This window comes from Helicovermis profundi, from assembly GCF_033097505.1.
GTDB lineage: Bacteria > Bacillota > Clostridia > Peptostreptococcales > Acidaminobacteraceae > Helicovermis > Helicovermis profundi.
Genome location: NZ_AP028654.1, coordinates 1,086,716 through 1,103,287, shown reverse-complemented (window position 1 = coordinate 1,103,287; position 16,572 = coordinate 1,086,716). Strand labels below are relative to the sequence as shown.

Here is a 16,572-nt window from a genome sequence, read left to right as displayed (position 1 = left end):
TATTGAATTTTCTTAAAATTTAATAAATAAGAAATCAATTTAATGCTTTTATCTTAAAATTATCAACAATATTTAAATAAAACTATAAATTATTTTCATTTATAACTTTTACACCTTTTTTTCTTAACTCTTCTGTTGTAATACCTTCTCCTTTTATTTTTGTTCCAGTAAAATTTCCATCATAAACAAATTCACTGCCACAAGAAGGACTTCCGTCTTTTAATATTGCAAAGTCAATCGGAAGTAATTCAGTATACTTCATAATCTCTAATGATCCCTTTTCAAATTTACTAGTAACATCTTCCCCGTTTGTCAAAAAAACTTTATCTCCAATTATTTCTGCTGGTAACCTTGGAGTAGTAAGTCCACCTAATTGTTCTGGGCAAATTGGTAAAAACTTCTTTCCTAATACATAATCAATAACCTTTTGATTTTTATTATTTTCGCCATTATATTTACAATTTATACCCAATAAACATGCGCTAACTAAAATCATTTTTGTATCCTCCAAATATAAATTTAGCTTATTTTTAATAAAAATAAGCTAAATTTTATTTATTTAATTTCTAATACTGTGACTCCTGAACCACCTTCACCATATACGCCTTCTCTAAAAGACTTTATATGCGAATGTTTTTGAAAGAAACTCTTTAGTCCACTTTTTAACGCTCCTGTGCCTTTACCATGAATTATAGTGACCGATTTAACGCTTGAAAGATATACATCATCTAGATATTTGTCTAATTCTAAAATAGCCTCTTCTACATTATAACCTCTTAAATCAAGCTCTGGACTTATATTAGCAGAGTTTATAGTGTAAGATTTACTTATTTTTTTAGAAGAAGAATGTTCTTTTTTCTCCTTAATAAGTAGTAAGTCTTTTTTATTAGTCTTAATTTTCATAATTCCAACTTGAACCGTTAAGTTTCCATCTGAATCAGGTTTCGTTAAAGCATTTCCTATTTGATCTAGATTAATTAATTTTACTGTATCACCTATTTTCAAATTTTTTGGTATTTTTTTATAATCAATAGTTTTTTCAAAAATATTTTCTTCAGTATTTTCTAGTTTTCTTTTTAATTTTCTTCTAGCTTCTTCTATTTTTCTATTTTTTTCTTTATCATTAGATTCAGATAAGCCCCTTAATTCTTTTATTATTCTCTCTGATTCTTCTTTAGAATCTTTAAGTAATTTTCTTGCCTCAGATTTTGCATCTCTAAGAATTCTATCCTTTTGAGAACTTAATTTTTCTTTCTTTTCATTAACTTGCTTTTTAAGATTTTCTATTTCTATCCTCATACGAACAGCTTCATCTTTTTCTTTTTGAGCTTCTTTTCTATTTTCTTCTATAGTTTCTAAAATCTTTTCAAACTCTATATTTTCTCTTTTAATAAATATCTTAGATTCTTCAATAATATCTTCCCTAAGTCCAAGTTTTTTTGATATTTCAAAAGCATTTGACTTACCTGGTACGCCTATTAAAAGTTTATAAGTTGGGCTAAGGGTTTCTACATTAAATTCAACTGATGCATTTTCAACTCTATCTGTAAGTAAGGCAAATTCTTTAAGTTCACTATAATGTGTAGTAGCAACTGCAGTAATATTTTTTTTATGAAGAAATGATAAAATACTCATAGCAAGAGCCGCTCCCTCAGTAGGATCAGTCCCTGCTCCTAGTTCATCAAATAAAACTAATGATTTTGCATCCACATCTCTAATAATCTCTACAATATTAGTCATATGAGAAGAAAATGTACTTAAACTCTGTTCAATACTCTGTTCATCACCAATATCAGCAAAAACATTTGTAAAAATGGACATCTGGGAATTGTGATTTGCAGGTATATGAAGTCCAGCTTGATTCATTAATGAAAGCAATCCTAAAGTTTTTATTGTTACAGTTTTTCCTCCAGTATTAGGGCCAGTTATAAGCAAAATATTAAAATTTTCACCAATGTAAATATTATTTGCAACTATATCTTTTTTATTAATTAATGGATGACGAGCAGATTTAATATTTACATATCCTCTCTCATTTAATATCGGTTCAACTCCATTATATTTTAATGATAATTTTCCTTTTCCTATTATAAAATCAATAATACTTACCATTTCAATATTTAATCTTATTTCATTTGCACTTTGACCAACTAAAGCACTTAACTCCATTAAAATTCTTTCTATTTCTTCCTTTTCATCAATTTTAAGTTGACTTAATTCATTATTAAAATCTACAATTGCATATGGCTCAATATAAAGAGTAGACCCTGTAGAGGATTGATCATGTATTATTCCTTTAATCATAGACCTGTATTCACTCTTGACCGGAACTACAAATCTTCCCTGTCTTATAGTTACAATCGCATCTTGAAGATATTTTTGATTTGAAGATGATTTAACTATTGAATCAAGTTTTTGCCTAATAGAAGTATTTTTATTTTCTATACTTTTTCTTATATTTTTAAGTTTCGAGCTAGCTTTATCAGAGATTATATCTTCACCAATAATAGCATTATTAATTTCATCTTCTACACCTTTTAGCATGGTAATACTATTTGAGTAAGAAAATAATTTAGGATAAATTTCAGAATCATTTCCTTCTATAAAACTTTTAATCCTTCTAGATGTCCTAAGTGTATCTGAGGTTTCTATTAATTGTTTTGTATTTAAACTAGAACCTATTTGAGCTAATTTCAAATATTTTTTCAAATCAAATATTGGACCGCTCGGAAAATTTCCTTTTCTAATAATTAAACTTAATGCTTCTGAAGTCTCTTTTAGTGATTCCCTTACCACTTCAATATTAGAAGATGGTACTAAATTCTCAGCAATATTTTTCCCAACATTTGAAGTAATTTCTAATTTTAATAATTCAATAATTTTATTAAATTCAAGTACTCTTAAACTTCTTTTATTCATTTTAAACTCCTACTCGACACCTCTTTTAATATGCCCTTTAGTGATTCCTTCTTTAATTAACTTTTTATAAAATCTTTCATTATTATCAAAGTTACCAGTACTTCTAAAATCATTGTGGATTTTTATAACATTTTTGACCTCGTTAGGATTTTCAAAAATAAAGTTCATTCTATAATATGAAACTCCTGAATTCTCTAATTCATTTAAATAGTTTACTAAAAATAATTTATTTGAATTCATCACTTCCATATTACAATTTTCTTTTCTAAGAAGTGGAAAAATATAATCTTTTTTATCTTTAAGACCGTAATTATCTTTCTCACATATTCCACAATTCTTTTCACTTCCAAATACATTTGAAATTGGACAATATTTCAAATTCATAACTGGAATATATCCATATCCTATAATTTCCAAATTTTCACTGGTATACATTTTTTCTATTTGCTTTATATTTAATTCTGGCGAAAGGGTTATTCTTTTAAATCCTAAAGAATTATAAAATTCGCTACTATTAGAATTAACTACATTCATACTGTAATCTGTAAGTAAATTAAATTTATCAATATAATGTATTATATGGCCATAATTTGTTATCATCACGTCTTTTACACAATAATCATTAAAAAGTTTAATAAATTTACTATGATTTTCTTCTAATGTACTTTTATAAATAATCGGAATAATATTTACATCAATATTTTCTTCATTAATATAATCCAAACATTCCTTAAAAATATAAGAATTTTCAAGCATTATTTCTTTTATATCTAAGTCAACTAATGCTAGAAATTGATCAAATGTATGAACAGAATAAGTAAAACTCATATCCGTTTTTATAGAATTATGTTTATTTGTTAAATTATACTCTGTATTTTCAAACTCTCTACCATATATATTTTTTCTAAGCATATCTAATTCTTCAATAGCTTTCCTTCTTAAGTTATTTATTTCTTTTGCAGGCAAATACACTTTTTCATCAATATTAATAATTAATTTTTCAATAAAATAAGGCGTATTTCCTAATTTACTTAAATTATTTCTAACATCTTCTTCAGTTAAGGCCTTATTTTGGGCTATTTCTGCATTTTTTTCACCTAATATATTTACTTCATTACCTCTACTATCTTTAATAATTAAATTTGATGTCAACCCTTCTGTAATAAATATTTCACATTCTATAGGTAATTTTTTATTTTCTTTTCTATATGATTCTTTTGCATTATTCATAACTTCTACGTCAAAAGTTTTATATAAAATTTCACCTGGTTTACAAAAATGTTTAAAATTCACTCTTACTCTTTGATTTTTAACAGCTTCTTTAATCCTATTTTTATTTGAAAACATCGTTTCAACTCTAGCACCAACTGTATTAAAGCCTCTTCTTATTTGTATTTCATCATTCTGACAAAGATCATTAAAAAGTTCAATTTCAACTTGTTTTTTATCTTGATAATATTTGAGTACCTTAGCAATCTTCTCGCCTTGTATACCTGTATATTCATTAGACATTAAGTCTTGATTTCTTTCAGAAAACAAATGACCTTTAGTAAATAATCTGTTAAATTGTTTTAGCTTATTAATATCATCTTTACTAGAAATTTCTTTATCATCAATAACATTATCAATAGCTTTTCTATATGAATCAACTACAGTTGCCACGTACTCGTCACGTTTCATTCGACCTTCAATTTTTAAAGAAATTGCTCCTGTATTAATAATTTTATCTATATCATCTAAAGTCATAAGATCTCTTGGACTTAGTAAATACTCACCGTGCGGAGAATTAATTTTTGAATCATAATCAATATTAACCAAATCATATTTTTGCCTACAAGCCTGTGCACAACTTCCACGGTTTCCGCTTCTGCCACCTATCATACTACTAATTAAACACTGTCCTGACTGTGAAATACAAAGAGAACCATGTACAAAAACTTCTATATCTACATCAACAGTATCATTTATTTCTTTTATTTCTTTTAATGACATTTCTCGCCCAACAACAATTCTTGAAATACCTAAACTAGAAAGATACTTAGCATCAGATACAGTCTGAATAGACATTTGTGTACTTGCATGAATTTCTAGAAGCGGATATTTATTTTTTATTACTTTAAATGCACCTATATCTTGCATTATTATTGCATCAACATCATTATTGTATAAAAATCCAACAAAATCGACAAGTTCATTAAATTCATTATCAAAAACTATTGTATTCACAGTAACATATACTTTTACATCTCTAATATGACAATAAGAAATTGCATCAATTAATTCATCTCTATTAAAATTATTTGCAAATTTTCTAGCTCCAAAAGATTTACCTGCTAAATATACTGCATCTGCTCCATTTTGAACAGCAGCAATTAGTCCTTCTTTAGTTCCCACTGGTGCCAATAATTCAATCATATTTTCTTGTATACTAAAAATATAAATTTTAGTATAACTCTCCTTTCGTTTTATAATTTAATTTTTTCTTATATAATTTTAGTAATAAACATTGTGGATTATTCCATTTTTTCTATAGCTTGACTATTTTAAGGAGATTATAACCACATCTGTTACTTGTACAATTAATTAGCTAGTGAACGCATGACGTTTTATTTACAAGATTATTTGAAGTTTCAGATTGTGTGTTTTACCACTTGTTTATAAAATATATAAGGAGGTTTTTTTATGATCTTTGTCGGTATTGATGTAGCTTCTTCTAAGCATGACATCACAATTACTTCAAGTAATGGTGAGGTGCTCACCAAATGTTTTACTATTCAAAATGATTTTGAGGGGTTTAAAAAACTCCGTATGCTAATTCTATCCCATACGGAGTCTATTGATGACATTCGTATAGGAATTGAAGAAACCGGAATATACTCTCAAAATATTTCTAATTTTCTTGCGTTACAAGGCTTTTATGTCTTAATGATTAATCCAGTATTAACAAGTAATAGTCGTAAAGCTCTTTCACCAAGACTGACTAAAACAGATCAAGTTGATGCTTATGCTATATGCAAGTACGTAGAATTTAATCATAAACGTCACAATTCCTATACACCTACATTATACATTTCAAATGAATTAAAGTCACTATCTAGAGCAAGAATTGAAGTTCAAAAAAAACTCAATAAAGCAAAAACTGAGTGGACACGACTACTAGATATTACTTTCCCAGAATTTAGACATCAATTTAATCAACATTCAAACTGGGTTTACAAACTTTTTTCTGATTATCCTACAACTATAAAAATTTCTAATATGCATATTTCAACTCTTGAATCTATTATAAAATGCCGTGGTAATAGATTCGAAATAGCTAAAACAATTAAAACATTATCTAAAAACACAATCGGTAATGTTAATATTACAAATGAAATACTGATTAATTCTACTCTTGAGGACATTTTTCATTACAAACGACAAATGGATAGATTTGAGATAGAAATAAACAAGATTATTGATGCTCATTTTTCTTTCTTACTTAGTATACCTGGTGTTGGACATATTACTGCCGGCCTAATTGTCGGTGAAATCGGTGATATACATCGATTTGATCATCCTAAAAGCCTACTTGCTTTTGCAGGACTTGATCCTACAATATATCAGTCAGGTAACTTTATAGCTAAAAATTCTCATATATCTAAACGTGGATCAAGATATTTACGTACTGCAATATTTACCGCTACTAAAGTAGCTATAATAAATTCTAAAATTAAAGATAACAAATTTAGAGATAAATATTTACTAAAGATCAAAGAAGGTAAACATCATAACTCGGCAATTTGCCATGCTGCAAAAAATATGTCAAATACTATTTACGCGATTATGAAAACTGGTATTGCATTTAATAATTTATTGTAGTTTCATCTAATACAATTTATATTTTCTTTTAGAAGACCTTGTCTTCTTATTAAGTATGCTCAAAATTCTATTTTATCATTTAAAAAAAGCATCATTTATTTCTTGACTTTTGTATAGCTAGCTCCTTAATATAACCATAACCCACTACAAATAAACAAGGATGAGATATAATCTCATCCTTATTTTATTATACACTATATTCACTTACTAATTAGTATCAAATTCTTCTATAAATTCATTAAGTTCATTTTCCGCCTGATTATATTTTTTCCAAGCAATAGAAATTTCATTATCTTTAATCGCAACTTCTTCTTTTAATGCTAAAACATGTTCTAGATTAAATTTAATTTCATTTTTCATTTCCTCTGTTTTTATATATATATCATCAAGCTCTTCTTCTTTTAACATCAATTCTTTATTTTTCGCTTCAAATTTCAAATCATATTTTCTTACTTTTTCTTCTAATTCTGATACTGTATTTTTAAATTCTTCTATAGTACTACTTAGCTCTCTATTTACAAGTTTCTTTTCACCAAGCTCTTCATTAAGACGATTTATTTCTTTATCTTTTTGTGAATTTGCTTCTAAATTCTCATCGTTAAAAGAATCTATTTCAAGATTTTTGTGAGCAAGTTCGTTATTTAATTCGTATATTTTACTTTTTAAATTAATAGCCTCAATTTCATTTTCAGAAAACTTTTTCTGAATTTCGCTTAAATTACCCATTAATATTTCATTCTCAGAAGTTTTTTCATTTAACTTAATTTCTAATACTTCTAATTTTTGATTAAGTTTTCTAATTTCTGATTCTGGATTATCAATTTTGTTTTTCATCTCTTCTAGTTTATTTGAAATTTTCACATATTCATCAGTCATATTTAAAGTTGCTAAAACTGCAATCATTGACGTACTTAATTTCTTATTTGCATCGGCAATTTCATTCATTTTATCATCAACTAAATTTGATACTCTTTGCATATGTTCTCTAGAATCTTCGCTTTTTAAGGTATACTCTTGTCCGAATATTCTCACTATCACTTTATTTTTCAATGTCATTTTAACAACTCCCACGTATAAAATTTCTTATATATCTTATGACTTAGATTTTTACTTATTCCATACGTATTATATTTCTTTAAATAATGAAAAAATCCTTTTTTTTGTTTTATTATCTTAAATTAGCTCCAAATTCTTTAAGTTTATCTAAAATTTTATTGTAAATAACATTGACTTCTTCATCTACTAAAGTTTTTTCTGAAGATCTAAATGTCAAAGAATAGGCCATTGATTTGTATCCTTCTTCAATTTGTTTACCTTTATAAACGTCAAACAATTTAACCGCTTCTAGAAGTTTACCAGCATTTTCATTTATAATTTTAATTATCTGGGCATTTGTTACTTCATCTTTCACTATTAATGCAATATCTCTTGAAGTTGAAGGGTATTTAGGAATTGGTTTATAGATAACATCTAACCTTGTAATTTGCATAATAATATTAAAATCAATTTCTGCTAAATATACTTTGCAATCTACATTAAAATTGTCTAATACTTCCGGATGAACTTCTCCAATTGTTCCAAGTATATGATTCCCCCAAATAATATTAGCACATCGACCTGGATGATATGTTGGATGATTTTTTTCTACAACAAAATCAAAATTCTTTATACCAAGATTATTTAATAATACTTCTGTCATTCCTTTAATTGTATAAAAATCTTCATTTTCCCCATAAGTTCCAATAACCATTGATTTTTTTTCTATAGGAAGTTCGTTTTTATCATTTACTCTTGTAAAAAATAAATTTCCAATTTCAAATGCTCTTAAGTCATTTACTTTTCTATTATAATTTCTAGAAATTATATCTAATAAATTCGGAACTAAAGACGTTCTCATAACACTATATTCTTCACCTAAAGGATTAATAATCGTTACTTGATTTCTAAGTATACTTTCAGATTGAATTCTAATTAAATCCAAAGATTTAGGACTTACAAATGAATATGTTGTAATTTCATTCATACCTTGAGCTACTAAAATATCCTTAGCAATATCTTCTATATTTTGTCCATTAGTTTTCGCTCCCCACTCGCTCCCTTTTGGAAGTGTAAGAGGTATATTATCATATCCATACATTCTAGCTATTTCTTCTACTAAATCAATTTCAGATTCAATATCAAGTCTAAATTGCGGGATTTCTACTTCTATTGTATCGCCATTTATTTTTGCGACAAACTCAAGTTTTTCAAATATTTTAAGCATTTCCTCAGCGCTTAAATTTATTCCAATCAAATCATTTATTCTTTTTACTCTTGCATCAATTTTAACACTGTTTGATTTTATTGGATTTATATCTACAGAGCCTTTAACGATTTCTCCACATGATAATTCTTCTATAAGCTGACAAACTCTGTCTACCACTGTATTACAATACTTAGAAGAAATACCTTTTTCGAATCTAGATGATGCTTCTGATCTTAGTCCAAGTTTTCTTGAAGTTTCTCTAATATTTGATTTTTCAAAGTGTGCTACTTCAATTAAAATATTTTTGGTACTATTAGAAATCTCTGTGTTTTCCCCGCCCATAATTCCAGCGATTGCAACAGCTTTTTCTCCATCCGCTATTACAAGCATTTCCTTATCAAGAGTTCTTTCTTTACCATCAAGTGTTGTAATAGATTCATCAATTTTAGCATCTCTTACTACTATTTTTTTATCTTTTAATGTATCAATATCAAAAGCATGAATTGGTTGACCATACTCAAGCATAACATAATTTGTAATATCTACAATATTGTTTGTAGGTCTCATACCTGCGTTCATAAGTTTAACTTTTAACCAGTCCGGTGATGGTTCAATTTTTACATTTTTGACTACTCTTGCTACATAACGATTACATTTTTTTTCATCTTCAATTGATACAGAAATAAAATCATTTACATCTAATATTTCTTTATTAATTTCTATTTTGGGATAAACTAATTCTCTTTCAAATGTTGCTGCAGTTTCTCTAGCCATACCAATTAAACTTAAGCAATCTGCTCTATTTGGTGTTATTTCAAATTCAATAATATTATCATCTAATTCTTTAATTGCTGTTTTAATATCTTCACCCGGAGTATATTCGCCGTTTAAAATATAAATACCATCATTATATTCTTTAGGTATTACCTTTACATCATATCCTAACTCTTCAAAAGAGCAAAACATTCCAAGTGATACTTCTCCTCTTAATTTACCTTTTTTAATTTTAGTACCATCAGCAATTTTACCACCAGCTCTAACAACTGGGACAAAATCATTAACACTACAATTTTTTGCACCCGTTACTATTTGAATGTTTTCTTCTTCACCAACATCAGCTTGCATAATTAATAATTTATCAGCATCTGGGTGTTTATCTATTGACTTGATTTTACCAACAACAATTTTCTCAATTTTTTCTGTTATTTTAGTAACTGTTTCTGTATTGGAACCTGTCATTATTAGTCTATCTTCTAATTCTTTAATATCTATATTTTTAACATCTACATAATCATTTAGCCATTTTACTGGAATTAACATTTTACTCCTCCTAAAAAATATATTTAAAATTGATCAATAAATCTCATATCGTTTTCAAAAAATAACCTTATATCATCTACTTCATGCTTAAGCATAGTAATTCTATCAAGTCCCATTCCAAACGCAAAACCACTGTATACTTCTGAATCAATTCCACATTCTTCTAAAACTTTTGGATGCACCATTCCACATCCTAAAATTTCAATCCATCCACTTCCCTTACATACTTTACACCCTTCACCGCCGCATTTAAAACATGTAACATCAACTTCTGCACTTGGCTCAGTAAAAGGAAAATAGTGAGGTCTGAATTTCGTTTTAGTTGTTTCACCGAATACTCTTTTAGCAATCATATCTAAAGTTCCTTTTAAATCGGCCATTGTAATATTCTTATCTATTACAAGACCCTCAATTTGATGGAACATTGGTGAATGAGTTGCATCTAATTCATCAAATCTAAAGCATCTACCCGGTGAAATTATTTTAATTGGTGGCTTTTGACTTTTCATTGTTCTAATTTGAACTGGAGAAGTTTGAGTCCTAAGTAGTAATTTATCATTTATATAAAAAGTATCTGAAGTACTTCTCGATGGATGATCTTTTGGTGAATTAAGTGCATCAAAATTATTATATACCGTTTCTACTTCTGGTCCCTCTGCAATTTTAAATCCCATACCAATAAAAATATCTTTTATCTCATCAAGTACTTGTGTTAACGGATGTCTATGCCCAGTTTTAGCAGATTTTCCTGGAAGAGTAATATCAATTTTCTCTTTTTCAAGTTGAAGTGCTAATTCTTTTTGCTTAGCTTCTTTTTTTGCATCTTCAAGCATTTTCTCTATTTCACTTCTTACTTCATTAACAATTTTACCCATTTCAGGTCTTTCTTCTTTTGATAATCTTCCCATTCCTTTAAGAATAGCAGTAAGTTCACCTTTTTTACCTAAAAATTTTATTCGATTTTCTTCTAATTTCTTTAGAGAATCAACATTTTTAAGCGATTCTTTTGCATCTGCTAAAATTACTTTTAATTTTTCTTTCATTGCTTTTATCCTCCTATTTATTTTTAATTAATAAATTATTTACTTTACTTAAAATTAAGCTTCGCTTAAGCTCACTTTTTTTTCATTCCACTTTAAAGCCGTGCACAGGCGAACTTCACAGACTTCGTCTATTCCCATTCGCCTCGTGTCGGGAGTAAACTCCCTATTAATTGGTTTCTTGCTTCAGAGCGCGAACTTTTCGCTCTGAAGTTTAGAAACCTTTATCCTTGCTTTACTCGTTCTTAGCTTGAATTTGTTCAAGCTTTAGAACGAGTCAGATAGGGAAAAGAATGAAAATAAAGGTTCGCCCTTAAGCTTCGCTTAAGCTCACTTTTTTTTCATTCTTTCGCACGGCTTTATTTTTTCGCAAAAAATTAAAACTCTCATCCCAAAGGGACGAAAGTTTATGTTTCGCGGTACCACCCAATTAATTCTTCAAAAGAATCACTCGTTTTCTCGTATCGTGAGAATTACGTACTAAACTACTTGTGGTTCATCTAGTCTGCTTATGGGAGAATTTCAATTAATCTTGTTTAAGAATTTTCACCACCATTCTCTCTCTAAAAAACAAAATTTAATTTACTTTGCCCAATCACTGCATTTTCTTATATAATATGATACATTTTATCATATAGATTTTTTTATAACAAGTACTTAAAGAATATTTTTACTTTATCTTATTAATATTTCGATTTTTACTAGCTTCATACATAATTATTCCTGCTGCTATTGATGCGTTAAGACTCTCTGCCTTTCCCCATATTGGAATTTTAACTAATATATCTGATATATCTATTATTTCTTCACTTACTCCATTTGCTTCATTTCCAATAACTATTGCTATTTTACCTTGATAATCAACTTCATCATAATAGCTATTAGTATTTAAACAAGTTGAAAGTATATTAAATTCATTATCTTTTAATTTATTTATAAATTCTAATATCTCTTTTTCATAGTGTATTGGCATTGAAAAAATTGATCCCATGGTTGATCTAAGTACTTTTTCATTGTAAGGATCAACTGTTCCTTTAGAAATAACTATACAATCAACTCCTGCTGCATCAGCTGTTCTTATTATAGTTCCTAGATTTCCTGGATCTTGTATCCTATCTAAGATTAAAATAAACTTTCTAGTAAAATTATTAAAATCTATTTTATACTCTGGTATTTTTGCAATAGCAATAATCCCCTGAGTATTTTTAGTATCTGTAATTGAATCAAATAACTTCTTTTCTATTTCATAAGATTTAATTTTTTTATCTTTTATTTTATTAAAAAGATTTTTACCACCATCAGTAAATAACATATCCTTTGAATAGCATATTTCAACTAAATCAATTTTATTTTCTACTGCAAATTCAATAAACCTAATTCCTTCTATTATAAACATCCCATGATTACTTCTGTTTTTTTTTGATTTTAACGATCGTATTAATTTAATTAAACTATTATTTGAAGATTTTATAACATCTCTCATAAATACTCCTAAGATTTTTCTATTTTTTTAAGATCATCATTATGACCTATTACAACTAAAACATCCCCATCTTTTATCATATTATCTGCTCTAACCGCAATATTAAGTTTATCTTCGTGCTTAATCGCCATAACATTTATTCCATATTTTGCTCTTACATCTACCTCGAGAAGCGTTTTACCAATCCAATCTTTAAGTGCTACAATTTCAAGTATACTATAGTCCGGTGCTAATTGAATATGTTCTAATATATTATCAGAAACAAGATTATTTGCTATTCTTGTTCCCATTTCTCTTTCAGGGAAAACTACTCTATCCGCCCCAATTCTATAAAGTACTTTAGCATGCATATCATTTTGAGCTTTTGCTACAACATATTTCACTCCAAGCTCTTTTACCATTAATGTAACTAAAATAGAAGATTGAATATCACTTCCTATAGTAACAATTGCAACATCAAAATTTCTAATTCCAAGTGATTTTATTGAATTTTCATCAGTAGCATCGGCTTGAACAGCATATGTTACATTATCAGCTATATTTTGAATGGTTTCTTCACTTTTATCGACAACCATAACTTCTACACCAAGTTCAAACAATCTTTTTGCAACGCTTGTACCAAATCTACCACAACCTATTATAACAAATTGTTTTTTCATAAAGTCTCCTTAACCAACTATTATTTTTCCTTCTGGATATCTTATTAGTCCCTTTTTACCATTTTGTTTTCTTCTAGCAAGAGCAATTACTATTGTAAGTGGTCCAAGTCTACCAAAAAACATAGTTGCAGCTATAGCAAGTTTTCCAAAAATGCTTAATTTAGCAGTAATTCCTAAAGTTAATCCTACTGTACCAAGTGCTGAAACGGTTTCGAAAAATAGATCTAAAAAACTAAGTGATGTTTCAGTAATTGTTAAAATCATTGTTATTAATATTATTACTGAAATTCCTATGCTAAGTATTGCAAGAGCTCTATTTATTGCCTCTCTAGAAATTCTTCTTTTAAAAATTTCTGTATCATCTTTACCCATAATAACAGAAATAACGTGTAAAATAACAAGTCCAAAAGTTGTTGTTTTAATACCACCTGCTGTTGAACTCGGAGAGCCTCCAATAAACATAAAAACTATTGTTAAAAACTGAGTAGGAACTTTTAGACTACCCATATCAAGTGTATTAAAACCAGCAGTTCTTGGCGTAACCGAATGAAATAAGGCCGCTAAAATTTTATCTTTTAGTGGAAGATTACCAAGCGTTAAAGGGTTATTAAATTCTAAAATAAAAACTAAAATAAAGCCTGTAGATAATAAAATAAGTGTTAAAAATATTACAAATTTAGAATGCAAACTAAGTCTTTTAAAATTTCTCGTTTTTATCATATCTATTACAACTGTAAAACCAAGTCCACCTACTATTATTAAGGTCATAATAGTAATATTTATTATTCCATCACCTACAAATGGTGTTAAGCTTTTACCATTACCTATAATATCAAATCCAGCATTACAAAATGCTGAAATCGCATGAAATACACTAAAAAACAAACCTTTTTTTAAACCATAAATTGGTATGAATTTCAAAGATAAAAAGAAAGCACCTACTCCCTCAATTAAAAATGTTGCATATATTATATATTTTGTTAATCTTACTACTCCTGATATTGTAAATTGATTTAATGCTTCTTGCATAATCATTCTACTTTTTAGTGAAATCCTTTTACCCACTATTAAAGCTATTGATGTTGCCATAGTCATAAATCCAAGTCCACCTATTTGTATAAGAAGTAAGATTACTACTTTGCCAAAAGTTGTCCAAAACGTTCCAGTATCAACTACTACAAGACCTGTAACACATACAGCTGAAGTTGATGTAAATAAAGCATTTACAAATCCTATACTTCGGCCACTATTTGATGCAATTGGTAAATTAAGTAAAAAAGTACCTATTAATATAACACTTAAAAATCCTAAAACTAAAACCTGTGCAGGATTAAGGTTCCTATTTCTTATTTTTTTTGTTTTTATCATATTTACCTCTTATCATTATGTATTAATACTTATTTTATATATTATATCATAATCAAATAAATTCTAAAATAAAAAAGAACTGTAAAGAATAGATTACTATCCTTTGCAGCTCATTATTTTAATTTTAAAAAACAACTACTTATTGTTTACCTTTTCTTTAGCAACTTCAACTAACTTAGCAAATCCCTCTGCGTCGTGAATAGCCATTTCAGAAAGCATTTTTCTGTTAATATCTATTTCAGCTAATTTAAGTCCATTCATAAATTTAGAATAACTCATACCATTTAATCTAGTAGCTGCGTTAATTCTTGAAATCCATAATTTTCTAAAATCTCTTTTTCTTTGTTTTCTACCAATATATGAAGATCTTAACGATCTCATTACAGCAGGATTAGCTGCTTTAAATACTTTACTTTTTAGTCCGTAAAAACCTTTAGCTAATTTTAATACTTTTTTATGTTTTTTCTTAGCGTTTACTGCACCTTTAATTCTAGCCATTTTTCTGACCTCCTTTTAAATATATTCTATAAATATGGTAATAATTTTCTTACTCTTTTTAAATCTGAAGAAGATACTTCTGTTGCTTTTCTTAAATTTCTTTTTCTTTTAGGTGTTTTTTTATTCAAAATATGGCTAGTGTACGCTTTACTTCTTTTAAGTTTACCAGTACCTGTTAATTTAACTCTTTTAGCTGCACCTCTATGTGTTTTCATCTTAGGCATCTTATTATTCCTCCCTTCAACTTATAATTATTTAAGTGGCAAATAGAAAGCAACCAAACTTCTTCCTTCCATTGATGGTCGTTTATCTAGCTTGCCATACTCTTCAATTTCCTTTGTAAATCTTTCAATAACACCATGTCCAAGATTAATATAACCCATTTCTCTACCTCTAAATCTTAAAGACACTTTTAATTTATCTCCATTCTTTAAAAACTTAATTGCTTGATTAGCTTTCGTTTCTAAATCGTGTTTTTCAATTTTTAAGCTTAACCTTACTTCCTTTAATGAAGAAGATTTTGCTTTCTTTTTATTCTCTTTCTCTCTCTTTTGTTGCTCATATCTATGCTTTCCATAGTCCATAATTTTGCAAACTGGTGGTTTTGCTTGAGGAGCAATCTTTACTAGATCTAATTTTTTCTCTATAGCAACTTCTAATGCTTCTCTTGACGTCATGATTCCAAGTTGTTCACCGTCATCACCAACTACTCTAACTTCACGATCTCTGATTTCCTCATTTAACTCTGTTCTCTTAATAGTTCTGCACCTCCTAAAAAGTACTATATAATAATAAAAGCGGACTAAAAAGTCCGCCATACAAACATTATGTTTAAACATAAAATTTCATATTAACCTTTTCTGCCATGCATAAAGGTGAGAAGCGGAGTTCTACTTTGTTTTTAATCCAATTAATCAACTTAAATCATAATATCATAGGTTTTTATTTATGTCAATATTTTTTTATTATAATTCTATAAATATTTCTATAGTATCTTCTAGGTAGCGTGTTGCCTGATCCTACTCACCAATGCAAATTTCTAGTCCCAAAATACCAACAAATAAATGCTTGTTATATTTATTTACTGATAGATGTGAAATTAATATTTTTTACACAAAACTATCACTTTGAGCAAAAACTGCACAAGTAGTTAACTTTGATTATTTACCTAATTTCAAT

At 27.8% G+C, this 16,572-nt stretch carries 13 protein-coding genes and 1 other annotated feature; of the genes, 1 reads left to right on the top strand and 12 read right to left on the bottom strand.

Annotation, left to right across the window (positions count from 1 at the left end; genetic code table 11):
* Positions 1–82: 82 nt before the first annotated feature.
* The 3 genes from AACH12_RS04745 to AACH12_RS04735 are packed head-to-tail and all read right to left on the bottom strand — an operon-like array spanning position 83 to position 5,334.
* Positions 83–496 (bottom strand): 2-thiouracil desulfurase family protein, encoded by a 414-nt coding sequence (locus AACH12_RS04745; RefSeq protein WP_338536929.1) that lies wholly within the window; start codon positions 494–496, stop codon positions 83–85.
* 59 nt (positions 497–555) lie between these two features.
* Entirely contained in the window at positions 556–2,919 is a 2,364-nt protein-coding gene (locus AACH12_RS04740) for an endonuclease MutS2 (protein ID WP_338536928.1), read from the bottom strand.
* A 9-nt stretch (positions 2,920–2,928) separates the two neighbouring features.
* Positions 2,929–5,334, bottom strand: coding sequence for a U32 family peptidase (locus AACH12_RS04735; RefSeq protein WP_338536927.1), 2,406 nt, complete (start codon positions 5,332–5,334; stop codon positions 2,929–2,931).
* 267 nt (positions 5,335–5,601) lie between these two features.
* Here AACH12_RS04735 and AACH12_RS04730 point away from each other — a divergent pair, with 267 nt between their 5' ends.
* Positions 5,602–6,780 (top strand): IS110 family RNA-guided transposase, encoded by a 1,179-nt coding sequence (locus AACH12_RS04730; RefSeq protein WP_338536595.1) that lies wholly within the window; start codon positions 5,602–5,604, stop codon positions 6,778–6,780.
* A 207-nt stretch (positions 6,781–6,987) separates the two neighbouring features.
* Here AACH12_RS04730 and AACH12_RS04725 read toward each other — a convergent pair whose 3' ends face one another.
* From AACH12_RS04725 to infC, 9 genes are all read right to left on the bottom strand, one after another.
* Positions 6,988–7,836, bottom strand: coding sequence for a cell division protein ZapA (locus AACH12_RS04725; RefSeq protein WP_338536926.1), 849 nt, complete (start codon positions 7,834–7,836; stop codon positions 6,988–6,990).
* Positions 7,837–7,948: 112 nt separating this feature from the next.
* Complete coding sequence (pheT, locus tag AACH12_RS04720) at positions 7,949–10,345, bottom strand: phenylalanine--tRNA ligase subunit beta (RefSeq protein ID WP_338536925.1); 2,397 nt, start codon at positions 10,343–10,345, stop codon at positions 7,949–7,951.
* 23 nt (positions 10,346–10,368) lie between these two features.
* A complete protein-coding gene (pheS, locus tag AACH12_RS04715; protein ID WP_338536924.1) occupies positions 10,369–11,388 on the bottom strand; it encodes a phenylalanine--tRNA ligase subunit alpha in 1,020 nt (339 codons plus the stop codon).
* A gap of 389 nt (positions 11,389–11,777) precedes the next feature.
* Positions 11,778–11,993 (bottom strand) — a binding site (T-box leader).
* A gap of 62 nt (positions 11,994–12,055) precedes the next feature.
* The gene (gene rlmB, locus AACH12_RS04710) at positions 12,056–12,868 is read right to left on the bottom strand and encodes a 23S rRNA (guanosine(2251)-2'-O)-methyltransferase RlmB (protein ID WP_338536923.1); all 813 of its coding nucleotides are present in this window, start codon (positions 12,866–12,868) and stop codon (positions 12,056–12,058) included.
* Positions 12,869–12,876: 8 nt separating this feature from the next.
* On the bottom strand, positions 12,877–13,527 hold the full coding sequence (locus AACH12_RS04705; protein WP_338536922.1) for a potassium channel family protein: 651 nt from the start codon (positions 13,525–13,527) through the stop codon (positions 12,877–12,879).
* Positions 13,528–13,536: 9 nt separating this feature from the next.
* Positions 13,537–14,892 (bottom strand): TrkH family potassium uptake protein, encoded by a 1,356-nt coding sequence (locus AACH12_RS04700; protein ID WP_463671010.1) that lies wholly within the window; start codon positions 14,890–14,892, stop codon positions 13,537–13,539.
* Positions 14,893–15,030: 138 nt separating this feature from the next.
* Positions 15,031–15,393, bottom strand: coding sequence for a 50S ribosomal protein L20 (rplT, locus tag AACH12_RS04695; RefSeq protein WP_338536920.1), 363 nt, complete (start codon positions 15,391–15,393; stop codon positions 15,031–15,033).
* A gap of 26 nt (positions 15,394–15,419) precedes the next feature.
* Positions 15,420–15,617: a 50S ribosomal protein L35 gene (rpmI, locus tag AACH12_RS04690; RefSeq protein ID WP_338536919.1), complete on the bottom strand. Its 198-nt coding sequence runs from the start codon at positions 15,615–15,617 to the stop codon at positions 15,420–15,422.
* Between the two features lie 27 nt (positions 15,618–15,644).
* On the bottom strand, positions 15,645–16,211 hold the full coding sequence (gene infC / locus AACH12_RS04685) for a translation initiation factor IF-3 (protein WP_338536918.1): 567 nt from the start codon (positions 16,209–16,211) through the stop codon (positions 15,645–15,647).
* Positions 16,212–16,572 lie beyond the last annotated feature (361 nt).